19 protein-coding genes are annotated in these 25,679 nt (G+C 60.1%); 1 reads left to right on the forward strand and 18 read right to left on the reverse strand.

Annotated features, from left to right (window positions below; translation table 11 throughout):
• Nucleotides 1-4: 4 nt before the first annotated feature.
• From pseC to PSH57_RS21030, 18 genes are all read right to left on the reverse strand, one after another.
• Nucleotides 5-1,165 carry a UDP-4-amino-4,6-dideoxy-N-acetyl-beta-L-altrosamine transaminase gene (gene pseC, locus PSH57_RS20945; protein WP_305385275.1) on the reverse strand — a complete coding sequence of 387 codons (1,161 nt, stop codon included), beginning with the start codon at nucleotides 1,163-1,165 and terminating at the stop codon, nucleotides 5-7.
• Nucleotides 1,162-2,163 carry a UDP-N-acetylglucosamine 4,6-dehydratase (inverting) gene (gene pseB / locus PSH57_RS20950; protein ID WP_305385277.1) on the reverse strand — a complete coding sequence of 334 codons (1,002 nt, stop codon included), beginning with the start codon at nucleotides 2,161-2,163 and terminating at the stop codon, nucleotides 1,162-1,164. Before pseB ends, pseC begins: the two co-directional genes overlap by 4 nt.
• 30 nt (nucleotides 2,164-2,193) lie before the next feature.
• Nucleotides 2,194-5,127, reverse strand: a complete 2,934-nt coding sequence (locus PSH57_RS20955; RefSeq protein WP_305385278.1) for a TIGR00180 family glycosyltransferase — start codon at nucleotides 5,125-5,127, stop codon at nucleotides 2,194-2,196.
• Nucleotides 5,128-5,177: 50 nt separating this feature from the next.
• Nucleotides 5,178-5,915 (reverse strand): cephalosporin hydroxylase family protein, encoded by a 738-nt coding sequence (locus tag PSH57_RS20960; RefSeq protein WP_305385279.1) that lies wholly within the window; start codon nucleotides 5,913-5,915, stop codon nucleotides 5,178-5,180.
• A 15-nt stretch (nucleotides 5,916-5,930) separates the two neighbouring features.
• Nucleotides 5,931-7,001 (reverse strand): class I SAM-dependent methyltransferase, encoded by a 1,071-nt coding sequence (locus PSH57_RS20965; protein WP_305385280.1) that lies wholly within the window; start codon nucleotides 6,999-7,001, stop codon nucleotides 5,931-5,933.
• Nucleotides 6,991-7,860 carry an NAD-dependent epimerase/dehydratase family protein gene (locus tag PSH57_RS20970; protein ID WP_305385282.1) on the reverse strand — a complete coding sequence of 290 codons (870 nt, stop codon included), beginning with the start codon at nucleotides 7,858-7,860 and terminating at the stop codon, nucleotides 6,991-6,993. Before PSH57_RS20970 ends, PSH57_RS20965 begins: the two co-directional genes overlap by 11 nt.
• On the reverse strand, nucleotides 7,860-8,420 hold the full coding sequence (gene rfbC / locus PSH57_RS20975; RefSeq protein WP_305385284.1) for a dTDP-4-dehydrorhamnose 3,5-epimerase: 561 nt from the start codon (nucleotides 8,418-8,420) through the stop codon (nucleotides 7,860-7,862). The genes PSH57_RS20970 and rfbC overlap by 1 nt, the downstream gene beginning before the upstream one ends.
• Nucleotides 8,417-9,499: a CDP-glucose 4,6-dehydratase gene (gene rfbG, locus PSH57_RS20980; protein ID WP_305385286.1), complete on the reverse strand. Its 1,083-nt coding sequence runs from the start codon at nucleotides 9,497-9,499 to the stop codon at nucleotides 8,417-8,419. Before rfbG ends, rfbC begins: the two co-directional genes overlap by 4 nt.
• Nucleotides 9,481-10,254 (reverse strand): glucose-1-phosphate cytidylyltransferase, encoded by a 774-nt coding sequence (gene rfbF / locus PSH57_RS20985; protein WP_186654069.1) that lies wholly within the window; start codon nucleotides 10,252-10,254, stop codon nucleotides 9,481-9,483. Before rfbF ends, rfbG begins: the two co-directional genes overlap by 19 nt.
• 256 nt (nucleotides 10,255-10,510) lie before the next feature.
• On the reverse strand, nucleotides 10,511-14,077 hold the full coding sequence (locus PSH57_RS20990) for a glycosyltransferase (RefSeq protein ID WP_305385288.1): 3,567 nt from the start codon (nucleotides 14,075-14,077) through the stop codon (nucleotides 10,511-10,513).
• A gap of 93 nt (nucleotides 14,078-14,170) precedes the next feature.
• Nucleotides 14,171-15,736, reverse strand: coding sequence for a flagellar hook-associated protein 3 (locus PSH57_RS20995; protein ID WP_305385290.1), 1,566 nt, complete (start codon nucleotides 15,734-15,736; stop codon nucleotides 14,171-14,173).
• Nucleotides 15,737-15,749: 13 nt separating this feature from the next.
• The gene (gene flgK / locus PSH57_RS21000) at nucleotides 15,750-17,816 is read right to left on the reverse strand and encodes a flagellar hook-associated protein FlgK (RefSeq protein WP_305385292.1); all 2,067 of its coding nucleotides are present in this window, start codon (nucleotides 17,814-17,816) and stop codon (nucleotides 15,750-15,752) included.
• Nucleotides 17,817-17,826: 10 nt separating this feature from the next.
• Complete coding sequence (gene flgJ, locus PSH57_RS21005; RefSeq protein WP_305385294.1) at nucleotides 17,827-19,131, reverse strand: flagellar assembly peptidoglycan hydrolase FlgJ; 1,305 nt, start codon at nucleotides 19,129-19,131, stop codon at nucleotides 17,827-17,829.
• Between the two features lie 10 nt (nucleotides 19,132-19,141).
• On the reverse strand, nucleotides 19,142-20,227 hold the full coding sequence (locus tag PSH57_RS21010) for a flagellar basal body P-ring protein FlgI (protein ID WP_256232234.1): 1,086 nt from the start codon (nucleotides 20,225-20,227) through the stop codon (nucleotides 19,142-19,144).
• 45 nt (nucleotides 20,228-20,272) lie between these two features.
• Nucleotides 20,273-20,968 (reverse strand): flagellar basal body L-ring protein FlgH, encoded by a 696-nt coding sequence (flgH, locus tag PSH57_RS21015; protein WP_047226218.1) that lies wholly within the window; start codon nucleotides 20,966-20,968, stop codon nucleotides 20,273-20,275.
• Between the two features lie 51 nt (nucleotides 20,969-21,019).
• Nucleotides 21,020-21,805, reverse strand: a complete 786-nt coding sequence (gene flgG, locus PSH57_RS21020) for a flagellar basal-body rod protein FlgG (RefSeq protein WP_305385295.1) — start codon at nucleotides 21,803-21,805, stop codon at nucleotides 21,020-21,022.
• 49 nt (nucleotides 21,806-21,854) lie between these two features.
• Nucleotides 21,855-22,592: a flagellar basal body rod protein FlgF gene (locus PSH57_RS21025; RefSeq protein WP_256232180.1), complete on the reverse strand. Its 738-nt coding sequence runs from the start codon at nucleotides 22,590-22,592 to the stop codon at nucleotides 21,855-21,857.
• 343 nt (nucleotides 22,593-22,935) lie between these two features.
• A complete protein-coding gene (locus PSH57_RS21030; protein WP_305385298.1) occupies nucleotides 22,936-24,495 on the reverse strand; it encodes a sigma-54-dependent transcriptional regulator in 1,560 nt (519 codons plus the stop codon).
• Nucleotides 24,496-24,806: 311 nt separating this feature from the next.
• On the opposite strand from PSH57_RS21030, the gene phhA reads away from it, so the two are divergent.
• Nucleotides 24,807-25,592, forward strand: a complete 786-nt coding sequence (phhA, locus tag PSH57_RS21035; protein ID WP_305385300.1) for a phenylalanine 4-monooxygenase — start codon at nucleotides 24,807-24,809, stop codon at nucleotides 25,590-25,592.
• Nucleotides 25,593-25,679: the final 87 nt, after the last annotated feature.

The raw sequence follows: 25,679 nt of genomic DNA on the forward strand, positions 1-25,679 counted from the left end.
CTCGTTACTCCTCAAGCAATCGGCGCAGTTGCTCGACCACATAGTCCTGCTGTTCATCACTGAGGGAAGGAAACATGGGCAAGCTGATGGCTTCGCTGTAATAACGTTCGGCCTGGGGAAAATCACCTGTGGCGAATCCCTGGTCGCGGTAATACGGTTGCAAATGAACCGGAATGTAATGCAGGTTTACGCCAATCCCGGCCGCGCGCAAGCCCTCGAATACCTGAAGGTGGCTCAGGGCGATGCCATCGAGTTGCAGGCGCACCACATACAAATGCCAGGCCGACTCCGCCTCGGGCTGTGAGCCGGGCAAGGTCAATGGCAAGCCGCCCAGCAAACGATGGTACCGCGCTGCCAGCTCACGGCGCCGTGCGATAAACCCATCCAGCTTGTTCAACTGCGAGAGCCCCAGCGCGGCCTGCAGGTCTGTCATGCGGTAATTGAAACCCAACTCGACTTGCTGGTAATACCACGGCCCATGGCTGGGTTCGGTCATTTGGCCGGCGTCGCGGGTCATTCCGTGACTGCGCAGGCGTTGCAGGCGCTGTGCCAGTTCCGGGCGATTGGTCAGGACCATGCCGCCTTCGGCGCTGGTGATGATTTTCACCGGATGGAAGCTGAACACGGTCATGTCCGCGAATTCGCCACAGCCCACCGGCCGGCCTGCATAAGACGCCCCCACGGCATGGGAAGCATCTTCGATCACTGTGAAGCCGTATCGCTCGGATAACTGGCCGATTCTGCGCATGTCGCAGCTTTGCCCCGAGAACGCCACCGCCACCAACACCTTGGGCAGCGTCCCATCGCGCTCGGCCTCTTCAAGTTTTGTGGCAAGGGCATCGGCATCGATATTCCAGGTCAGCGGATCGATATCGACAAAATCGACCTGCGCGCCGCAATACCGCCCGCAGTTGGCCGAGGCCAGGAAGGTATTGGGGGTGGTCCACAAACGATCGCCTGACCCTAGCCCCGCCGCCACGCAGGCGATGTGCAGCGCAGCGGTCGCATTGCACACCGCCACGGCGTGATCGGCCTGGCAACGCAGGGCCATGGCCTGTTCGAAACGCTCAAGCGTCGGCCCCTGAGTCAGCCAATCGGAGTGCAATACCGCGACCACCGCATCGATGTCAGCTTGATCGAGGCTTTGCCGACCGTAGGGAATCATGTCGGCAACCGGGCATGAAGGTCGGCAATCTGATCCACCGACAAAAAGTGCGGGTTGGTGTCGGAGCGATACTCGAAATCCTCCGCCACAGGCTTGCCGCGCTCACCCAGCTTGTCCAGCGCGAAATCCACATCCACGCTGGTGAAGCGAATCGACGGCTGAATGGTGTAGTGGTCGGCAAACTCAATGGTCATGCGCGCGTCATCGAGCGGCACCATTAGCTCATGGAGTTTTTCGCCGGGACGAATCCCAACGTTCTTGTGAGGCAAATGCCCAGCCATGCCCAACGCGAGATCGACGATACGAATCGATGGAATCTTCGGCACGAATACTTCACCGCCGTGCATGCGGGCAAAGCTGTCGAGCACAAACTGCACGCCGTGGTCGAGGGTGATCCAGAAGCGGGTCATGCGCTCATCGGTAATCGGCAGCTGCGTCGCACCCTCGGCAATGAGCTTGCTGAAGAATGGCACCACCGAGCCTCGCGAACCGGCAACATTGCCATAACGCACCACGGCGAACCGGGTCTGCTGCTCACCCGCGATATTGTTGGCCGCCACGAACAATTTATCCGACAGCAACTTGGTAGCTCCGTACAGATTGATCGGACTGGCCGCTTTGTCGGTGGACAGCGCAACGACTTTTTTCACGCCGTTATCGATGGCCGCCGCAATGATGTTCTCGGCGCCATTGACGTTGGTGCGAATGCACTCGGTGGGATTGTATTCCGCCGCCGGCACCTGTTTGAGGGCGGCCGCGTGCACCACGTAATCAATCCCACGCATGGCCTGGCGCAAACGATCGGCATCACGCACGTCCCCGAGGAAATAACGCATGCAAGGGGCATTGAAGGTTTGTTGCATCTCGTACTGCTTGAGTTCGTCGCGGGAAAACACCACCACCCGCTTGGGCTGGTACTGCTCCAGCAACCGGCGGATGAAATTGCGCCCGAACGAACCGGTGCCGCCGGAGATGAAAATCGATTTACCGTTGAACATACCTTGAGTCCTTTTGCCTGACAGCCAGGCCTATGCAAGCAACCGCGCCCAGTCCACGGCCGTGGCGGTACCCAGCGCAAAGCCTGTGCCGGTCAAGGCCAGGTTAGGGTTGCGGGCCGGGTCGTGTTCGAAGCGCGCCTGCCACTTGTCCTGCAGGGCGTCGGCAGCCTGTGGCGCTTGGGCGAATGTGCCGGGGTGCAGCATCTGGGCCTGGGGGGTACAAACAGTGAGATAACCCGCATCGGCCGCTTTCAGGCACAGATCGACATCGGCAAACGCGTCAGCGAAGTGTTCCTCGTCCAGGCCACCCACGGCTTCGAACAGGTCCTTGCGGATCATCAGACAAGCGCCCGACACCGCCGAGTAGCTCTGCTCCACTTGATGGCCGTTGAGGTAGCCCTTGGCGTCCTTGCGTTCACCTACAAACACCGAACCCACCTGACCGTCGGGTTTAAGCACCAACCCGGCCTGGGTGGTGACACCGCGGATGTCCATCTGTTTGCTGCCGACGATCCCCACTTCAGGCCGCTGGGCCTGATTGAGCAGACCGTCGAGCCAGTTGGCATTGACCACTTGCACCTGCGCCGACAGCAGCACCAGATAGTCCCCTTTTGCCTGGCCACTGGCCCAGTTGTACAACGCCGAAGTGCTCAAGCGTCGGTCGCTGCGCAAAATACGAACCCGTTCGCTCTTGCCTTCCAGGCTGTCCAGCCACTGGATCAGGTCCTCGGATTGGCTGTGGTTGTCGGCAATCACGATTTCATGATGATGGTAGCGGGTACGTTGCAGCACGCTGACCAACGCCTGTTGGACGTGTTCGAAGTTGTCGCGGCTCTCGAGAATGATCGATACCAGCGGCCGCTCGGCGTGCTGGTAATCGATCTGATAGGTCAGCGGCTGAACCGAGGTGACCTGGGCGCGATAACCCCGGACAGTCAAGTGACGGGTCAGTACCTGACGCTCTTGAGGGTTTTCTTCCTGTGTCGGGGCGTTGCAGATCAACAGCGGCTCGGCCAGATGCGCCAGGCCGCTGAGCCCTTCATCCTCGATCAGGCGCAACAGCAGGTCCAGTTCCAGGGCCTGGGTATATTGCGCGGTGAAGCCACCGGCCTGGGCCAGCACCTCATGGCGAATCAGCCAGTGCCGCGCCATCAACGAAGGCACCGATTGCAACAGATCAAGGTTGACTCCCGGACGGAATACGTCGGTGAGGCCGCCATCGGCCTTGCGCTGGATTTCATCCATGGCCACCGCGCGCACGCCCTCGGCGCCGATCAGTTCGAGGCTGGCGCGCAGCAGGCCGCTTTGGGTGAACTGGTCACCGGCCTCGGCCAGCAGCAACCAGTCGGCGGTGGTTTGCCCGACGATCTGATTGATGCGCTCGACGTAATTGGTGGGGCTGACTTTGACGAAGTGCACGGTGTCACGCACGGTGGTGGTCGCCGGCAAGTCACCCGTGGTGAACACCACTACGTTGAATGCTTTGCAATGGCCGTTGACCAGGCTGTCGAAGGAGGCCTGCAACTTGAACATGTCAGCGTCCAGATCCAGCAACAGGATGCCAAACCGTGGCCCGCCCTGATGTTCGGCCAGATGGGCGGCGATGGATTTGAGCTGTTGTGCATCAGGATTGCGCGCGTCCAGCCAGCTCAACAGACGGCCGGAATGGGTGTTTTCCAGTATCCGGCGATCCTGCTGCCCCGGCACCGAGTCCAGACGCTCGAGCCAGGCTTGCAACTTCACCGCCTCCTCAGGCTCGTCGCTGTTTTTCAACGATTCGGCCAGGCGTTTGACCACGGTACGGTTGAACGCATAAAGACCTTGGGCTTCCCACAAGCGGCTGCGTATCGTGCGTTCGTTGTCGTTGGGTTGCACCTGCATCAGTTCGTGCTGGCGCAGCAGGATGCCTTCCAGTTGCTGAAGCTGAAGGCGACCGGCTGGCATGGCATGCAGCAGGAATTCGAACTGGGTCAGCAGATCGAATACCCGCTGGTTGTAGAAAGGCATCTCGACAAACTGCTGCGGGCCAAACGAACGCACCGGCTCACCACCCGCCTGGGGCCAGGCCGAACGAATGATCTGTGTGCCCTTGAGTGAACGCCCCTGTTGCAGGCAGTCAGCCATGGCCGCGAAGCTGTCCAGGGCGATCTGCTTGGCACGTCCTGGCGCTTGCTCGCACAGCGGCGTCGGAAGGGATGCCAGAAACTCGGCGAATTGCTCGCGCTCGGCAACGCTTTTGGCGTCCTTGTAACTAAGCACGGTCAACACATTGGTGTTGTGTTCGGAACCGCCGTAGTTGAGTTCGCGCACGGCGAACGGAATCGGCAAGATCCGCGCCTTGGCGCACGCCAACAAGTAAAAGGTATGACCGATTTCCTGCCATTCGAAACTGGTGCCTGGCGGCAGCATGCCGTACCACTGCTGCAGCAGGTCGGTGCGGGTCACAGCATAGAACGGCGGCAGGAACTGATCCATGAAACGGATCACCCGGTCTTCGGACAACTCGCTGTTGTAGTCCTCATGGACCTTGCGATCGCGACGGAAATAGTTCACTTCGGTTGCACAGGACAGATACATGATCCCGTAGCCATGACACAGGCCATAGTCAGGATTGGCTTCAAGAAACTCCACCGACTCAGTCAAGGCATCGTGCAGCAGGAAATCGTCATCGGCGGCGAATACCATGTAGGGCGTCGTGACCTGATTGACGCCGTACACCAGCTTGTCTTGCAGCCCCTTGTAGGTGAACTGAGGCAAATGCCGGTAGTCGACCGAAGGAAAGTCCCGGGCAATTTGCTCATCGCGCTCGACCGATGAATCAAGCACCAGCACCGAACACGGATAGCCGCTGTAGTAATGCAATGTCCGGCGCAGGAACGCACTGCGGTTGTGGGAGATCACCACCACTGTGAACCGCTCGTTCAGCGGTGCCACGTTGCTTTGAGCATTGTTTCGAACCTGCATATTTCCTGTCCCCACAACCTGCCAGACGCCAATGATTTGATACGGATGAATTAACGAACCCGACGCAGATAGCCATCCGGTGCAACGGTGATCAGCAGTTTGTTCTGCAACTGCCGGTCAATTTCGAAATCACCATTTTCCTCAAGGTATTTCCACACCGCGGTTTTCGGGTTGTCACCCGGACCCCATGGACGATCCGGGAAAAAGTCCGCCGGCATGTCCTCGACCACGGTGTCCATCACCACGCAATAGCTGCCTACCGAAACCAGCGGCGCGTACAGACGCAGTTCTTCGAGTACATGGTCGTGGGTGTGGTTGGAATCGAGCACCAGGATGACTTTCTTGCCTTTGGCCGCTGCATGAACCTGCTCGGCGATGGCCGCATCGATGCTCGAACCCTCGATCATCGAGATGCGTTTGCTCATCGGGTGGCTCTCGATGGCTTCGCGGTTATGCGGGCGGATATCCAGGTCGATGCCCAGGACTTCACCGTGGCCTTGCAACTCCAGCAGCGAGGCGTAATAGATGATCGAACCGCCGTGGGCGATGCCGCACTCGATGATCAGATCGGGCTTGATCTGCCAGATCAGTTCCTGCATGGCCATCATGTCCTGCGGCAGTTGGATGATGGGGCGGCCCATCCAGGAAAAATGGTAGCTGTACTTGTGACGGGCCGATTCGTTGAAAAACTCCTTGGCCAGGCCAACGAGTTTCTGGTCTTGGCCTTGAGCTGAGATTTCAGCCTGGCATTGGGCTTCGAAAGTTTTATGAAGAATATTGTCGGTCATGTTCGAATCTCGCGGTTATTGGAACGAAGCGCTGTCAACGGCGTGATAGACGTAGCGCCCACCGGTCATCCGCTTGATCTCTTCGAAGTAATTGGAATTCATCACAAACAGATTGGCGCCTTCAGGCAAGGTGTCCATCGCCTCCTGGGGGGAGGACACTCGCACACCACTCAGAGGCAAGTAGCGCCCCTGCTTGGCCGGATTGATATCCACCACGCGATCCACTGCCACGCCTGCACGTTGCAGCGCTAATGAATAGATCACGCCTTTGGACGAAGCGCCCCAGATCGCCGAACCTTGCGCAGGCGCGCCCCGGATGATCTGCACGGCACGGTCGAGGCTGGCGGTAAAATTTTCCGGCAGCATCAGCGGCCGTGGTGCCTCGGCGGGTGTGCTGCGCAAAGTGGAAAGATCGGCAACGATGTAAAGGTATTGGCCGCCAAACAAATGACCCGCCTCGTGCACCGTCCCGAACATTGCGCGCAAATCGGCGAGGCGGAAGTAATTCACGTGTTCGTAGAACACATCGAACCAGGCGCTGTGCTCGACAATCCAGTCGAAACACGGCACTTCGATATAAATCTGTCCGCCCTGGTTGGCAGCGGCGATTTCAGCCAGAAAACCGACCGGATGACTGATGTGCTCCAGCACATGGCGCAACACAATGGCGTCAGCCGCCAGGCCCAAGTCCCGATTGAAGGGAGCCTTGATCACATCAGGGTTGTCACCTTCATAGGAAGGATCGATCCCGGTGATGGCGTAGCCCAAGCCTCGCAGCATCTCCAGGAAGTAGCCTTTGCCACAACCGACTTCAATCAGGCTTTTGTCTTTGAAATGTCGCGCCAGGATCGCTTCGACGTCATTCAGGTGCTGTTGAAACTGCACTGAGTGTGCCTGCTCGTTTTGATAATCGACGTCATAACTGAGTTTGCTGGCGTCGAATGCCTGATTGAAGATCAGACCGCTCTGGCTGTCCTGCACCAGCACGATATCCGCACTGGCCGACGCCTGGGCCTGTTCAGCAGTGGCAAATGTACGGTTCTGCAGGATCGGCAGTCCGCTCGCCCGATACAGTTCATGCTGCATGTTCTTCTCTCCTGAGCTGCGAAATCCGCTGAGCATCACCCCAAAACGCCATGGGTTCATGACCCGAATACCCGTAGTGCCCCAGGTTCAAGGCGATGTCCGCCTGACGTTCGCGCACTCGCTGTTCAACCAAAGCCCGCACCGACACCGGATGACCACTGCAACAGTTGATCACCCCCTCGACATCGCGCCGGGCTATCAGCGAGGCCAATTGAGAAGCGGCTTGTCCGATTTCCAGGTAATCGCGCAACTGGTCGCCCGCAGACATGTTGAACTGCGCATCACCTTCGTCGATCGCCCGATCGAGACTGGCCAACAGACTGTTAGGATTCTGTCCCTCGCCGTGCAAATAAAACAGGCGTGCCCACTGCAACGTGAAGGCGCGCTCCTGCTGCAAGGCTTCAAGGAACCGGCGCAACGTATGTTTCGCCAGGCCATACGGCGTGCAAGGCTGTGCGATCACCGTCTCGCTCAATGGGCCACTTTGCAGCCCGTATTCAAAACAGGTACCGGTGACCAGAACATGGTTGACACCGGCCTCGATCACGCGTTTGAGAAACGCGTAGTCCGAAGGCAAGGTTCGCTCGAAATGGAACAGCGCCTGATAGTTCGGCAGGCCCGGCCAAGCCAGATGCGCGATGGCCTCGACCCCGTCAGTCAGAGCGCCCACGTCCAGGTCCGGTGCGTGGATGTCGGCAGTGCAGAACTCCACATCATCAAACCATGGCATAGCACGCGCGATTTCGACGTTTCGGCCTGAAGCTCGAACCTTGAAGCCTTTGGCGAGTAAAGCACTGACCAGATGCCGACCGACAAAACCGGTGGCTCCCGTAACCAGTACGGTCGAGGAATGACCCATTACAGCTCAACTCCACTGAAGTCTTTGTCCAGCAACGGATGACTCGCGTCTTTGGCCGACAGGTTTTTAACCGGCAGCGGCCAGGGGATGGACAGTGCAGGGTCAATGACTGAGAGGCCGGCTTCATGATCCGGAGCGTAGTCAGCATCGGTCAGGTACAGCACTTCAGCGTCATCGGTCAGGGCTTGGAAGCCATGGGCGAAGCCGGCAGGAATCAACAAACTGCGGCCGTCATCGGCTCGCAGTTCCTCGGCATGCCACTGCAGGTAGGTTGGTGATTGCGGCCTCAAATCGACCACCGCGTCCCATATCGCGCCCCGGACGCAAGTAATCAGCTTGGACTCTGCATACCCGGCTTTTTGGTAGTGCAAGCCTCGTACGCTACCTTTTTCGACCGTACGTGAATGGTTGATCTGGCGGATAGCGAAGGGACGTCCCTGAAGCGTGAGGCGGGACTGACAGAACAATCGGGCAAAACGCCCCCGATCATCGCAGAAGACTTTTTGCCGGATCAGATACAAGCCTTCCAGCGCTAACGCCTGAAGGGTGAAATCAGTCATAACCGACCCCTGTAGAGATTCAATTGATTCAGAGTTATCGCACGCATGTCATCGCCGTTCTGCCACGCCAAATGCCAATCGAGGGTCTGGGCAAGGCACTGCTGCAACGACCAACGCGGCTGCCAACCCAGCAATTGCCGGGCGCGGCTGCTGTCCAGGCGCAACAGGCCGGCTTCATGCAAATCACTCGGTTCGATCCGTAGGCCCGGCGCCAGCGGCCAGCGCTCGGCGAGCAACTGGACGACTTCGCCGACGCTGCACATGTCAGCCTCGCCCGGGCCAAAGTTCCAGGCGCCGGCGAACTCCGGGCCTTGCTCATAGAGGCGCGCGGCCAATTGCAGGTAACCGGCCAGCGGCTCCAGGGCGTGCTGCCAGGGGCGTACGGCCTGGGGATAGCGCAGCGTCACCGGTTCGTCCGCCGACCAGGCCTTGAGCACGTCCGGAATCAGCCGTTCAGGGGCGAAGTCACCACCGCCCAGTACGTTACCGGCCCGGGCCGTGGCCAGAGCCAGGCCGTGTTCGGCGTAACGATCGGCGGAAAAAAACGAGGCAGCGTAAGACTGGGCCAGCAACTCGCAGCAGGCCTTGCTACTGCTGTAAGGGTCGTGGCCGCCCAGGGCTTCGTTTTCGCGGTATGGCCACAGCCATTCCTGATTGGCGTAGACCTTGTCGGTAGTGACCAGAACACAGGCTCGCACGCCGCCAATCTGGCGGACCGCTTCGAGCAGGTTCAGGGTGCCCATGACGTTACTGGAATAAGTGCCCAGCGGATCGCGATACCCCTCGCGCACCAACGGCTGCGCCGCCAAGTGCAGGACGATCTGCGGCTGCACGTCGGCGAGCACTTCCAGCAACGCGCCGAGGTCGCGCAAGTCACCGCGCCGATCATCGATGCCCTCACCCACCCGTGCCAGCTCGAACAGGTTGGGCACGGTGGCCGGATCCAGGGAAAAACCGCTGACCCGGGCGCCCAGGCTTTGCAGCCACAGCGCCAGCCAACTGCCCTTGAAACCGGTGTGGCCGGTGACCAGCACCCGCTTGCCGCGCCAGAACTCCGGGCTCAACCCCATTGTTTCCATGGGGCCTCCCCGCTTTGCCACAGGGCCTCAAGATGATTTTTATCCCGCAGGGTGTCCATCGGGTGCCAGAAACCGTCGTGCTGGAACGCCTGCAGTTGCTGTTCGGTGGCCAACGCCGCCAGAGGTTCGGCCTCCCAGGACGTCTGATCGTCGGCGATATAAGGCAGGACCTTTGGCGAGAGTACAAAGAAACCACCGTTGATCCAGCCACCGTCACCCCGGGGTTTTTCAGTAAAGCCCAGGACCGTATCGCCATTGCGCTCCAGCGCACCGTAGCGTCCCGGCGGCTGGACCGCCGTGACCGTGGCGAGCTTGCCGTGCGCCAGGTGAAAATCTACCAGCGCGCCGATATTGAGGTCCGAAACGCCGTCGCCATAGGTAAAGCAAAACGCCTCTTCGTTTTCCAGATAACGGGCCGCCCGACGCAGCCGCCCGCCGGTCATGGTCTCTTCGCCCGTGTCGATCAGGGTCACGCGCCACGGCTCGCTGTAGTTCTGATGAACGTCCATGCGGTTGTTGCACATGTCGAACGTGACATCGGAGGTGTGGAGGAAGTAGTTGGCGAAGAAATCCTTGATGGCGTAGCCCTTGTAGCCCAGGCAAATGACGAAGTCGTGGATTCCATGGGCGGAATACTGCTTCATGATGTGCCAAAGAATTGGCTTGCCACCGATTTCGATCATCGGCTTAGGCTTGAGGTGCGACTCCTCGCTGATCCGCGTGCCGAGACCACCTGCCAAGATAACTGCCTTCATCGTCTCCCCTCTTGTCCATCACCGGGCTCGGCCAAGCGTTGTTTCGCTTTGCGGGCGCGGGGATTACACCTTCGATGCCGATCCGAGCGCCGCGATTTACCGCAAGCGCTCGTTTTATGGCGATATGAGGGGGGCTTGCAGGAAACGCGCCAGCTCGCTGGAGGGGATTTGAATAGAATCAGGGTTGAATATTGATCTGTGGGGCGAGGGGATTTTATCCCCTCGCCCCAGGCCTCCCGGCCCGAGCAGCTCATACTCAGTCCGGCAACCAACCCCACAACCAATGCTGCAAGTTATCGCCACTTAGCATGTAATCGCGAAGCACCGCTTCGCGCAGTTCATCGCCCATGCGGTAGCTGGCGTCAGGGTCGGCCAGGTGCATGCGGATCGCCGTGATCCATTCCTCAGTGCTGTTGCTGCGTACCTTGGTGCACGGCAGGAAGCCGTCGTAGGCCTTGGTATCGGTGCAGATCACCGGGTAGCCGCAGGCGCCGTATTCCAGCAAGCGCAAGTTGCTCTTGCAGTCGTTGAAGATGTGGAACTCCAACGGCGCCAGTGCCAGGTCGAGGTTCAGGCTGGCCAGTTTGAACGGGTAAGTCTGCAACCCGACGGAGCCGTGGAACTCATGAATGTAGGGACGCAGCGCGTCCGGGCACATCCCGAAGAACACCCACTCCACCTCATTGGCCAGTTCGCGGACGACCTCGGCAATGATTTCCAGATCGCCGCTGTGGCTGGTCCCCCCGCCCCAGCCAACCCGAGGTTTGGAAGATGTTCCGCGCCGGCTGGTCAAGCGGGTCCACGGTTCGGGCGGCAACATGTTGGGCACTACCCGAATTTCGCTATGCATGCTCGACAAGGCATCGGCCAGCGCCTGGGTCGTCACCACCACTCGGTCACACAAACCAATCCCCTCGCGCAGCATCTGCTCGGTGTTGACCGGTTTGTTGCGGGCGTGGGTGTTTTTCTTGGGGGCACTGACCACGTAGTCGTCGAGCTCGAAAACCCGCAAGGCACCGGAGTACTTCTTCATCCGCAGGATGTCACCGGCAGCACCCTCGCTGTAGCGCCCCTGCAACACGATGGTATCCGGGGACAGCCGTTCGATTTCCACAGTCGAAGGCGACTCGTAGGCGACCCGGGCAATCGCCCGTCCACTGGCTTCGAGTTCGGCCAGCGGGGCGGTGACCCGATAGTGGCCGACTGCGGTGGCGTTGACCGGCAGCCCGAGGACCAGTGGCAGCGCACGGGTGCAGAAGGGATTCCAGTTATTGCGCAGTGAAGGTTCCAGACTGAAACTGGAAGCCCCCAGGCTCAGGGAAGGACTGTAAGCCGGGTCACGAGCAATCTGCGGCAACCATTTGCGATAGAAAACTTCACGTTCGTGCTCCTGCAACACTTCTTCCGGCCGGGCTGACGATTGCCCGGTCGCTTGCATGACGCTGGCGTAGGGTGTCCAGACCACCAGGTAGCCATCTTTACCTGCACGCAAGCACAAATCGACGTCACTGAGGCCTTGGGTGAACGTCGCGTCATCGAGGCAACCCAGCGCCTCGAACACCTGCTTGCGCACCATCAGGCAGTCGCTGCTGACCGAACTCCAGTTCTGGGTCGTGTGCAGACGTTGCATGTAGCCACGAGAAGTCGCGGACTCGCCATAAAACGGTGTTCCCACCGGCCCGGCCAACCCGAGAATCTGCCCACCGCCGACAATCGTACCCTGGGGGCTGAGTATCCTTGCACCGACCACCGCGACTTCCGGGCGCAGGGCATGATTGATCAGCTCGTCCAACCAGTCACTTTCGCCTATGACCATCTGCGGGCTCAGCAGCAACAGGTAGTCGCCCCGGGCCTGGCTCGAGGCAAAGTTACGCACTGAGGCGTCATTGTCGTCACCGGCGTAACGCAGCACGCGCAGCATGCTCGCGCCCAACTGCGCCATGTCCGCCAGCCAGCCGAGCATGGCCGGGTCCCGGACGCCGCTGTCCACGATCAGGATTTCATAGTGCGTATAGGCAGTGCGCTCGATCAGGCTTTCGCAGCAGCGCTGCAAGGCCGCCAGTGAATCGCCCGTGCGCAGGATAATCGACACCAACGGACGGGTGTCGTAGCGGTAGTCGATGCGATTGATCAGCGGCAACACGTCCTGGCGAATCTCATGAGGCGCGCCAATACGCTCCAGGTGAGCGCCAACCATAGGGGCGTTACCCTCGATCACCTCGGGCAATGACAACCACTGGGCGAAGCTTAGCGTGGATTCAACCTGGATCTCGGCAATGTGCTCAATGGTTTGCGGACCGGCCTCTTCCACCAGCCGCCAGAGCAGATCGTGAGGCGCCAGCTCACCGCGGGCCGGGTCGAACCCGCCCAGGGTCATGAAGCGTTCACGCTCGAAGGCAAGGGCCCGACCGACGTAGGGATAGGCGCGCATCAGGTCGAGGTTGAAATCAGGCTTGAACACCGGCTCGATGGACTCACCGTTTACCAGTGCGCCTTCGTCGCTGTAAGCGCAGAGCATGCCGGTCTTGCCTGCCACGCGTTCGGCCAGGATCAACAACGCTGAATCACGGAGGGTGTCGCCAGCGCGCAGAAGATAGAACCAATGTGCGCCCTCCAACTGCGCAACAATGGCATTGAGTTGCCGTGCCCAGTCGGGCTGATAAGGCAACTGCAACACCCGATCATTGACCTCGCAACGGGCGTCGGAAAGCACCACGACAGCCTGGGCCGGATAGAGCTGGCCCTCTATGCCGCCCAGCGTGGTCGCCAATGCGACGTCGTCCCCGGCACTGTCGATGACAATCGGCACGATGTTCGGACGCAATGGCCAACTGTCGATGCGCGCAGGCATGACGCGCTGCTCGACCTCGCTGAAGCGACGAATCGACAGCCATTCGCGGTAGAACTGGGCATAACTCTCGCTCTGGGCGCCTACCCGGCCATTGACGACCGTATTACGATTGCCCAGCACGCGGGTCACGCACAGTTCCTGCCAGGCGTGAGGCTGATCGGTGACTTTGTCCAGGTCAACGCAGCGCACCCAGCCAGAGGCCGGAGCCGCTTCACCGTTGCGCGCGGCGAGCATCTGCGCCAGCCACTGCCATTCCACTTTCGCAGCCTTGAGCATTTCCGGGGTCTTGCTCAAACGCTCAGGGTACAAGCGCTCGACGCTCAAAACCGTATTGAGCGTCGCCAGGTTTCCGCGGCGCATCAGACAGACAAACAAGGCAAAATCGAGGGCAGCAACGAAACCGGCACCGCCCTGGACCAGCGCTGGCAGCAGTTCGAGCACATCGGCCCGGCGCATCAGGGCGGAACTGAAATTACCGACGAAATTGGTCGGGGTGCTCTCGAAAATCGCCAGCATGTCATCGCCCTTGAGCAGGGCATCGTTCGGCGAGAACCGGCAATTGTCGACGCGAGGCGGCAAGATGAAGTTGCCGGCGTCACATAACAACCGAAGGGCAAATACCACGCTGGCATCGGCGTGATCAATCAGCACCCGGGCCTGCTTGGCAATGCTCGGCGCAAACAGCCGATCATCGTCGCACAGCACTTTGATGAACTCGCCGCTGGCCTCTTCGACACAACGCAACAGGTTGCCCTGGAGCCCCAATCGCTGCGGGTTTCGCAGATAGCGGATCGGATGAGACGGTTCAGTAAAGGAATCGACTATCCGGCGAATCTCATCGCCAGGCGAATCGTCGCAAACAACGATTTCGATCTGTTCGTAAGTCTGGGCAAGGGCACTGAGCAGTGCCTGGTCGAAGAACCGGGGGTTGTAGGCAGGAATGACAATACTGACGAGGGGCATTGGTTTCACGGCAAAAACTCTCGAGCGGCGGGCCCCGACCCTTTCAGGCCGGCGCCCCGGAACCGCTTAAAAAAGACGGTTGGCGGCTCGGTCGATACCGGCTCAGATCTTGTTGAACAGGCCCAGTTGGGCGATCTTGCTGAAAGCCAGTTGCGAGGCCTGCAACATGGTCTGCTGCAAGGTCAGGCGGGTCATCACTTCGGCCGCATCGGAATCACGAATCGAGGATTGAGTCTGGGTATTGGCTAACAACAGGCTCTGGTTCGTGTCGCTTTGGGTTTCCAGAGCCTGACCCCGTCCACCGACCGAACTCAAGCCGCTGGACAACTGATCGGTGCCGCTGGCCAGGTTGCCAATACCGGAGGCCAGCGAAGCCTGCAGCTTTTGCAGCGCAATCGGATCATTGTTGGTCGGCGTGCTCAACGCGGTTTTCAACTGGTTCACGGTGTCCAGAATGTTCTGGGTCTCGTGGGTATTGACCGCGATGCTGAACTGATCGTCCGCACCGGGCGTACCGTCCAGGGTGAAGCTCACGCCCGAGGCGGTGGCCACGTTGCCGGCCAGGGTGCCGCTGGACACCGGTTGGCTGTTGGCGGTCAACGGCGCCGCGTACAAGTCAAAATCGGTGGCGCTGGTGAACTTCAATACGGCCGAACCGGTAGGGAAACTGGCGTGATACGCCACCGGGTCGGTGATCTCGCTGCCCGTGACCTGGACGGCGGTCGGGTTGCCCGGGCTGCGGGTCGCGGCAAAGGTGTCCGGCTTGGCGGCCAGGGTGAAGGTATGGCCCGGCAACACGGTATTGGCATCATCACCGGTTTGCAGATTGATGTTCAGGGTCAGTTCCAGACCACGGAACTGCACCGCCTGACCGTTTTTGCTGCTGGGATCAAACGCGCCGCCCTGGCTGGCTTCGGCGGTGACGTCGTTGCCGCCGGAGTCGGTGATTCTCAGCTGCGTGCCGCTGGTGAACTCAACGGTATACGGCTCGCCACTGCGGAATTTGCTGTTGTAGCTGACACTGGATGACACCTGACCGTCAGACAGCACGACGCGACCATCGTCCACCGCCGGCGCGGTCAGGGTGACCTGGCTGCGGCTGGTGTTGACGGCCTGCTGGAACACTTCCCAGCCGGTGCTGTTGGTGGCCATCGACATGGTATCGCCGACTGGCAGGTCGAGGGTCACCTGGTCACCGTTGTAGCTGTAGCTGCCATCAGTGTTGCGGGTGAACGGGATGGTGTCGCCCTTGGAACCGGCAAAAATGTACTTGCCGTTTTCGTCCTTGCTGTTCATCAGGCTCAGTAGCTGTTCTTCGATCTGCGCCAGCTCCGAGGCGTTGGCCTGGCGATCGGCGTCGGTGTAGCCAGCGTTGCCGGCGCCGACAGCCAATTCCTTGGCGCGCTGCAGCACGTTGCCAATGCTGGTCATCACCGCTTCAGTGGTGCCCAGGGTTGCCTTGATGGTGTTGGCGTTGGTTTCGTACTGAGCCAGCATCGAGGCTTGTGTGCCCAATTGCAGCAGACGCGAAGCTCCTACCGGATCATCGGCGGCGGTATTGACGCGCACCAGGCTGCTGGCCTCTTCGCTGGTCTTGACCACATTGGCGAAGTTTTTCTGATAGTTCGCAGCCGTGGATTCGTAAAACTGGGCGGTAGAAATTCGCATGGGCTACGACTCCTTAAAGACTGTTGATCAATGTGCTGAAGATTTCCTGCGCAGCCTTGATGATCTGCGAAGACGCGGTGTAGTACTGCTGATACTTGACCAGGTTGCCGGTTTCCTCGTCCAGGTCCACGCCCGACAGCGAGTCGCGAGCGCCCTTGGCGTTATCCAGGATCGCGCCGGTGGCGGCGCTGTCGAGCTTGCCTTGGGCGGCCTTGGAACCGACACCTTCCACCAGCTTGCCGTAGGCATCGTTCAACGAAATGCCCTTGCTGGCGGAACCGGTGTCCACGGTCTTGGCGGTCTGCAAACCGGCCAGGACAGTGCCGTTGCGGTTGTCCAGGCTGCCGGCCTGGCTGACGCTCACATCGATCGCGGCACCGTTGGACGGCGCGCCAGCAATCGACATGTCGAAGGTGACAGTACGCTGCACCGGCGGTGCGGAAGAATCCATGATCGGGTTGCCGCTGGCATCCTTGAGCGGAACACTCAGGCTCAAAGTATTGCTCTGGCCGGGCTTGATCGTGCCATTGCTGATCTCGACGCCCGTGGCATCGAGCAACTGATAACCCTGGCTGGTGCCGTCGGCGGACGTCGCGCCGAAGACCACCTTGACTGGCATCGAGGTCTTGATGCCGTTCTGGATGATGGTGGTGGTGGCTTCGTCGTAGATATCCAACTGCGACGTCATGGTCGGCTGACCGCTGGCCGGAATAGTCAGCGTACCGCTGCCGCCCGGCACGATGGCTGCGCCCAGCGGTGCGGCAATCGCCAGCCGCTTGGAGTCGGTCATCTCGGTCTTGATGCTGGCCGCTGCGTTGCGGGTCGGGGTGATCTTGAACGAATCGCCAGCGGCAGCGGTGCCATTGGCGAAGGTCATCGAGAAGCCGTCGATCACCGGCGGCGGGGTCGTCGCGGTATTGAACGAACCCATCGAAGTGCCGTCGGGCAGGCGCTGGACCGTGTAGTCGGTGCCGCTGGTGAACGTCACCTTGTAATCATTGGTGGTCAGCGCGCCGGTGTCTTCGATGGCCACGTTGAAGTTGCCGGAACCGGCGCTGTTGTCCAGCGCGGCAATGCTGCGCTGGCTCATCTGCGCGGCGCTGTTGATGTTGGTGAACAGGTTGGAACCGAAGGCGCCGTTCTTGTCGATGCCCGAGGCCTGGATCGCGTTCATCTGGTCGGCGACCACCAGGGCCACGCGGCCCAACTCGTTCATGGCCGGATCGAGCACGGTGCTGCGGTAACGCATCAGGCCGCCGATCTCGCCACCGGTGAGCACCTGGGTGAGGTCCATGACACTGGAACCGCTATTGAGCTGGATGCCCAGGCGCCCCGGATCGTTCTTGTCCGGCACGGTTTCCAGGGTATTGACGGTATTGCCCATCACCAGCGGCTGGCCGGACCCCAGGTAGATGTCCAGGCTGCTGCCGTTCTCCACGATCTGAGTGCCGGTGAAGGCCGAGAGCTGGAGAATGGTCTGGTTGCGGGCATCGAGCAGGTCGTTGGGGGCACCGCCGGAGTTGGAGACTTCGGCGATTTTCTTGTTCAGTTGAGCAACAGTGGTGGCCAGTTTGTTGACCTGGTCGACCATGCTCGTCAGGTTGCCGTTGATGTTCTGATTCTGCTCCGTCAATTGGCTGGCGACCGAATTGAAACGGTTGCTCAAGGCTTGCGCATCGCTGAGCAGCAATTGACGGGACGCATCATCGCCCGGCTTGGCGTTGACGTTCTGCACTGACGCAAAAAACTTGGTCAGCGCGCCATTGAGACCGGTGCCGGTGTCCGACAGCAAGGCATCGAGCGGGGTGATCTGCCCTTGATAGGCCGCCGCATCGCTGTTGAGCGAGGTCGTGGTCTTCAACTGCGCTTCAAGGTAGGAGTTATAGACCCGGCGCACATCGGCCAGGGTGGTGCCGGAGCCGATGAACACGTTGCCGTATTGATTGGACGCCTTGGTGGTCTGCACGGTCTGCTGACGCGAATAACCGGCGGTATCAGCGTTGGCAATGTTGTTACCCGTGGTCACCAATGAGGTCTGACTTGCGGACAGACCCGACATCCCGATATTGAGCAAACTCATGGTTCAGACCTTATAAAGTCGTAGTGGCGCCAGCCGAAGCGTAGTTTTGGTAACTGGTCATCTGCCGGGCTATATTCGAAATCTTGCTGGCGTAGTTCGGGTCGGTGGCGTAACCGGCCTTCTGCAACTCACGCACAAACTGTTCCGGGTTATCGGCCGACTTCAGTACATCTTGATAGCGACTGTTGCTTTGCAGCAGATTGACCAGGTCATGAAAACTGTCGCGATACGAGGCGTAGGAACGGAACTGGGCCGTCTCCTTGACCATCTCGCCATTACGGAATTCGCTGGTGATCGCCCGCGCCGAATCGCCCGTCCAGTTCTTGCTGGCCTTGATACCGAACAGGTTGTGACTGCTGCTGCCATCAGGCTGACGCATGACCGATTTGCCCCAGCCGGTTTCCAGCGCTGCCTGGGCCACCAGGTAACGAGGGTCGACGCCGATACGGTCCGCAGCTTCCTTGGCCATTGGCAGCATGGCATCGACGAATTCGTCGGCGTCGCGGAAGGCTTTGCGGGCTGGAGCCAGGGGTGGCTGCGCCACGGCGCGCCCGTACACCTGCATGGACCCGTTCGGTTCTGAGGCCTTGAGCGCGGCCAGCCAATCGCCATTGGCCAGTTCGCCGGTGGCAGGCTTGACGGCGGTGATGGCGCGATCCGGCAAAATGTTCTGCGCCTTGACTTCAGGCGTGGTCGCGGCAGAAGGCACCAGCCCGGCAAGCAGGCGGTCGGCCAGTTTTGGCGGCAAGGCCAGGCGGCGCTGGTTAAGCATTTCCATGTCGTTGCGGTGAACGCCCTCGCCCGCCCCTTGCGGCGCACTCACGGCCCGCGAGGCCCACAGCGGGCGCTGGCCGCTGGAGCGCGACAATGGCCCGTCGGGCAACGTGCCGGCGGCAATTGGCGTCGGCACCGGGGCCTTGATGGCCTCGTCCAACGCTTGTTCCTGCTTGCCGGCCGACAGCGTTGCCGCCTCGCCTGACACCAGGGGTTTGTTCTTGGACATCTGGCGCAGCAGCACGTCGGCCAAGCCGATACCGCCGCCCTCGCGAGACATGGAGACGGCCAGTTGCTGGTCGTACATTTCCTGGTATTGCTTGGCTTCAGCGGTATTGAGCGGATTGTCCTTGCCCATCGACTCGGTGGCCGCACGCATGGACTTGAGCATTTCACCGATGAACAGCGACTCGAATTCCTGCGCCACTTTGCGCAGGTTGCCGTCACTGTTCTTGTCGCCGACCTTGAGCTGGTTCAGACGATTGAGGTCCGAATAGGAACCCGAATCCCCGCTGATCAACGCGCCCTTGCGCATATCCATGGCTCGTTCCTTAAATCACGATCAGGTCGGCTTGCAACGCGCCGGCCTGCTTCAAGGCTTCGAGAATCGCCATCAAGTCGCCTGGCGCCGCGCCAACCTGATTCACCGCCCGGACAATTTCATCCAGGGTAGTGCCCGGGCCGAACTTGAACATCGGCTTGGCTTCCTGCTCGGCATTGACCCGCGAACGAGGCACCACCGCGGTCTGGCCGTTGGACAAAGGTCCAGGCTGGCTGACGATCGGATCTTCAGTGATGGTCACGGTCAGGCTGCCGTGGGTCACCGCGGCCGGTGAAACCTTGACGTTCTGGCCGATCACAATGGTGCCAGTGCGCGAGTTGATGATGACTTTCGCAACCGCCTGGCCCGGATCGACTTCAAGGTTTTCCAGGATCGACAAATAGTCGACCCGCTGGCTCGGATCCAGCGGCGCCGTGACGCGCACCGAACCACCGTCGATGGCCTGGGCCACGCCTGGGCCGAGCATGTCGTTGATCTTGTCGACGATGCGCTTGGCAGTCGTGAAGTCGTAACGGTTGAGGTTCAGGGTCAGGCTGTTGCCCTGGTTGAAACCGCTCGGCACCGCACGCTCCACCGATGCACCGCCAGGAATGCGACCGGCCGACGGAACGTTGACAGTGATCTTCGAACCGTCGCGCCCCTCGGCATCGAAACCGCCCACCACCAGGTTACCCTGGGCGATGGCATAGACGTTGCCGTCGATACCCTTGAGCGGCGTCAGCAGCAGGGTGCCGCCGCGCAGACTCTTGGAGTTACCGATGGAGGAAACAGTGATATCCACCTGCTGGCCAGGCTTGGCGAACGCCGGCAGGTCGGCACTGACCGACACCGCCGCCACGTTTTTCAACTGCACGTTGCCAGACCCGGCCGGCACCTTGATGCCGAACTGCGACAACATGTTGTTGAAGGTTTGCAGGGTGAACGGGGTTTGGGTGGTCTGGTCGCCCGTGCCGTTCAGACCCACGACCAGGCCATAGCCGATCAACTGGTTGGAACGCACGCCGGAAATGCTGGCGATGTCCTTCAGACGCTCGGCTTGAGCGGTGAAGGCCGCCGACATCAGCAGTGCCCCCATCAACAGCTGCTTGAGATTCAACCGCTTAAGATTCAACTGGGCCACCTAGAAAGGGAACTTCGGGCTGAGGAAGAAACGGTCGAACCAGCCTGGCTGACTCGCATCGGCAAAGGCACCGGTGCCCGAGTAGGTAATACGTGCATCGGCTACACGGGTCGACGATACGGTGTTGTCGGTAGCGATATCATCGGCGCGAACCATGCCGGCGATACGCACCAGTTCGTCACCGGTATTGAGCGTCAGCCATTTCTCGCCCCGCACGACGATGATGCCGTTGGGCAACACATCGGCAACGGTGACAGTGATCGAGCCGGTCAGGCTGTTGCTCTGGCCGGACTTGCTGTCGCCCTTGGTGGCCCGGTCGGAGCCATAACCGGCGTTGAGGCTCAGGTCCCCGCCACCGATCGGGTTGTTGGTGGTCAGACTGGAGCCAAACAATGACGTCAGGCCGACACTGGTCTCGCTGGTCTTGTCGATCTGCGAGTTGGCGTTCTTGCTGGCCTGGGTCCGCTCGTTCAGGGTGATGGTAATGATGTCCCCGACCCGGAAAGCCTTGCGGTCGCTGTACAGGTTCTGCTCGAAGCCGGCCTGGTAGATCGAACCGTTGTTGGCGGCGGCCGGCAACGGCGTGCGCGGCAACACCGGAGCGTAATACGGGTCATTGGCCTTGGGCGTTGGCGCGACACAGCCCGCGAGCGCGGTAACCCCACTCAGTGCCAGAACAGATACGAAGCGATTCATGACCCTACCTCTTGGTGTTGCAGGCGACCTCAGGCCGCCTTATAGACGTGATTACAGATTCTGCGTAACGAACGAGAGCATCTGGTCGGCGGTGGAGATCACCTTGGAGTTCATCTCATAGGCGCGCTGGGTGGTGATCATGTTGACCATCTCCTCAACGGTGCTCACGTTGGAGGTTTCCAGGGTGTTCTGCAGCGTGGTACCGAAACCGTTCAGGCCTGGCGTGCCGACTTGTGGCGCGCCGCTGGCGGCGGTTTCCAGGAACAGGTTGTTACCCACCGCTTGCAGGCCAGCCGGGTTGATGAAGTCGGCGGTCTGCAGGTTGCCGATCACCTGGGCGGCCGGGTTGCCCGTCACGGAGATGGACACGGTGCCGTCGCGGCCCACGGTGAACGTCTGGGCGTCGTTCGGAATGATGATGGCCGGCTCCAGGGCAAAACCGCTGGCGTTGACAATCTGGCCATTGGAGTCGAGGTGGAACGTACCGTCACGGGTATAGGACGTGGTGCCATCCGGCTGCAGGATCTGGAAGAAACCGCGACCGTCGATGGCCATGTCCAGCGGCTGCTCGGTGGTTTGCAGGCTGCCGGCGTTGAAGTTTTTCTGGGTGCCGACAATGCGCACACCGGTACCCACTTGCAGACCCGACGGCAGTTCGCTGTCCTGGGTCGATTGGGCGCCTGGCTGGCGTTTGACCTGGTACAGCAGGTCCTGGAACTCGGCGCGATCACGCTTGAAACCGGTGGTCGATACGTTCGCCAGGTTGTTGGAAATAGTAGAAAGGTTGGTGTCCTGGGCGGACAGACCTGTTTTGGCAACCCAAAGAGCCGGAAGCATTCGATTCTCCTCGTACGCCTGTTTTTCGGCGCAACGCTGTAATTAATGATTAGATCTGCAAGACCCGAGCCATGGCTTCGTCGCCTTCTTTGGCGGTGTTCATCATCTTGACGTGAAGCTCGAACTGCTTGGCCAGAGCCAGCACCGAAGTCATCTCGTCCACGGCATTGACGTTGCTCGCTTCCTGGAACCCCGACACCAGCTGCACGTTGGCATCAATGGGCGCCGGCTGGCCGTCCTTGGTGCGGATGGCGCCGTCCAGGCCTTTGGTCATGTTGCGAAGATCCGGGTTGACCAGCTTGATACGGTCGACTTCAGCCATCACGCGCGGGCCTTCACCCATGGCGCGGATACTGATGGTGCCGTCCTGGCCGATTTCGATTTTCTGCTCTGGCGGTACAGCGATCGGACCACCGTTGCCCATTACCGGCATACCGTTGCCGGCCCGCAGCACGCCCAGGGCGTCAACGTTGAGGCTGCCGGTGCGCACGTAGCTTTCACCGCCTTCAGGGTTCTGCACAGCCATCCAGCCCGGTCCGCTGACTGCCACGTCGAGGTCACGACCGGTTTCCACCAGCGCGCCAGGGGTGAAGTCGGTGGCCGGACGCTCGGACATGGCAAATGCCCGCGCCGGAAAGCTGTCGCCAAACACCGGCATCGAACGGGCCTGCTCCAGGTCTTTCTGGAAACCGTTGGTGGAGATGTTCGCCAGGTTGTTGGCATGAGCCCGCTGCGCCAGTGCGTTCTGGCTGGCGCCGGTCATTGCCACGTAAAGGTACTTGTCCACTGTCGTTCCTCTGCATGCCGGACGTTTGCCGTCCACTGCTGTACTGCTGAGCACTAAGCAATTTGCAGACCAACTTTTTTCTGGCGCCGTAAAGCGCCGCAAACAAAGGGCTTCAGGGTTTTTGAAGGGATATGGGGAAATGTATCGAAGACGAAAAACCGGCGGTGTCATGCCGTTTGGTGGCAACGCTTGACCTTGTGGCAATGGTTACTGTCGTCATCGCAAGCAGGCTCGCTTGCACTCTGGATTGTTGCCGTTCGCAAATGACGCGAACACCTCGGTCAAATAATGTGGGAGCGAGCCTGCTCGCGATGAAGTCACCCCAAACACAACAGGCAAGCAATTATGACTCGGCCTTGCCGACCTCATACTCACGCAACTTATTGGCAATGGTCGTATGGGAAACCCCCAGTCGCTTGCCCAGTTGCCGGCTGCTCGGGTGTTCGGAGTACAGGCGCTCAAGCACCGCCTTCTCGAATCGTCCGACGATGTCGTCCAGCCCGCCCTCCAGGGAAAAATCCCCCAGGGGCTGACGCACGCCGTAGTCCGGCAGGCGGATATGCTCAGCCTTCACCGTTCCGCCATCGCACAGGGAAACGGCCTGGAACAGCACGTTTTCCAACTGCCGAACGTTGCCCGGCCAGTGGTAGTGGCTGAGACGGTCCATCGCCGCGGGGGCCAGTTTCGGCAGCGCACAGCCAATTTGCCGACTGGCCTGGTCAAGAAAATGCTCCACCAGCGGCGTCAAGCCATCGAGGCATTCGCGCAGTGGCGGAATGTGCAGGGAAAGGACATTCAAGCGGTGGTACAGATCCTGACGGAATTCCCCTCGGGCACAGAGTTCGGACAAATCCACCTGGGTCGCGCAGATCACCCTGACATCCAGGTAGACCTCTTCATCGCTGCCTACACGACGGAAGCAACCATCCTGCAAAAAGCGCAGTAATTTCACTTGCAGGCGCGGGCTCATTTCCCCCACCCCGTCGAGAAACAACGTGCCCCCCGCTGTCAGCTCCAGCAAACCGAGCTTGCCTTCGGCCCGGGCGCCCTCGAAAGCACCGGGGCCGTAGCCGAACAGTTCAGTCTCGGCCATGGACTCGGGCAACCCTGCACAGTTGAGTGCCATCAACGGTGACTGCCCACGCGGACTCGCCAGGTGACAGGCGCGAGCCAGCAACTCCTTGCCAGTGCCAGTTTCGCCTTCTATCAATAGCGGTGCATCCAGTGGCGCCATGCGCCGGGCTTCCCGGACCACAGCCGCCATCACCTTCGAACTCTGGAAAATACTGTCGAAGCCGCGCAGTTCCTGCTTGCGCACGTTATAAATTCGCTCGCCGACCCGGTCGGCCCGATGCAGCGTCAGCACCGCACCGGCCATGGCCTCGCTGTCGTCGTGCTCAGATTGCAGCGGCGCGATATCCGCCAGAAACACATCGCCCCTGACCTTGACCCGCAGCCCGTTGATGCGCGACTGATTGGCGCGCACCAGCTCCGGCAGATCAAAATCCTCGGCGTACCGGGACAGTGGAATCCCCGGCACCTCGTCCACCCGCACCCCGAGCAACTGCGCTGCCGCCCGGTTGGCGGCGACGATGGAGCCCCCCATGTCGATGGACAGCACGGGAAACTCCAGGGCGCCGAGTAGCGCGTTGAGTTCCATGTGCCGACGCTCACTGGGCATCAACCCGACGCGCTTGACGCCGAAGACCCCGGCAATGCCTTCGAACTTCGGACGAAGCGCCTGAAACTGGATGTTGATCAGATTCGGGCAGTGCAGATAAATCGCATTGCCATGCTCACCGCCCACTTCCCCGCGGGCGACGTTGATGCCGTACTCCACCAGCAGGTTGAGAATATCCCGCAGGATGCCGATGCGGTTCTGGCAATGGACTTTGATGCGCATAAAAAGACCCGGGTGCGTATGAGATAGAAAGGCGCGCCATTCAAGCCCCCTCGCCACAAGACTTTCTGCAGTGGCGCGCAAATAGTCGTCAAGATTATGTGACAGTTGTAGGTCAATTCCCACCCGAAAATCTCCGGCACATGGCTACGCCAGCCAATACGTAACGAAAACTTTACGATATTGACCTTTATCAACGACTGATGTCTTCATCCTGCCGCTGCACCGACGCCTGCTTCGGGTTATCTCTAATGCATCGCTGGACATAACAACAAACAAGCCGTCCCCCAGAGGGAAATCAGCAGGAGAGCAGCATGAAGCAGACGCAGTACGTGGCCCGCGAGCCCGATGCGCAAGGTTTTATCCACTACACCGCCGAAGAACACGCGGTGTGGAACACGCTGATCACCCGCCAGCTCAAAGTCATCGAAGGCCGTGCGTGCCAAGAGTACCTGGACGGTATCGACAAGCTGGGCCTGCCCCACGACCGTATTCCGCAATTGGCTGAAATCAACAAGGTGCTGGGCGAAACCACTGGTTGGCAGGTGGCCCGGGTGCCGGCGCTGATCCCCTTCCAAACCTTTTTTGAATTGCTCGCCAGCAAGCAGTTTCCGGTCGCGACTTTTATTCGTACTCGCGAAGAATTGGATTACCTGCAAGAGCCGGACATTTTCCACGAGATATTTGGCCACTGCCCGCTGCTGACCAACCCCTGGTTTGCAGAATTTACCCACACCTACGGCAAACTCGGGCTACAGGCTTCCAAGGAAGAACGCGTCTACCTGGCGCGCTTGTATTGGATGACCATTGAGTTCGGCCTGGTGCAAACCCCGCAGGGCCGGCGCATCTACGGTGGCGGCATCCTGTCGTCGCCCAAGGAAACCGTTTACTGCCTGTCGGACGAGCCGGAGCATCAAGCCTTCGATCCGCTGGAAGCCATGCGCACGCCGTATCGCATCGACATCCTGCAACCGGTGTATTTCGTACTCCCCGAGCTCAAGCGCCTGTTTGACCTGGCCCACGAAGACATCATGGGCATGGTCAAGCGCGGTCGTGAACTGGGCTTGCACGCGCCGAAATTTCCGCCAAAAGCCGCGTGAACCGCGTCTTTTAATCTCAATTGAGTCTGTTGCATAACGCCGCTTTGCTTTAGCGTGAGTGCATCGACGTTTTTCAAATATTCGATC

Origin of the sequence: Pseudomonas hefeiensis, from assembly GCF_030687835.1 — a bacterium.
GTDB lineage: Bacteria > Pseudomonadota > Gammaproteobacteria > Pseudomonadales > Pseudomonadaceae > Aquipseudomonas > Aquipseudomonas hefeiensis.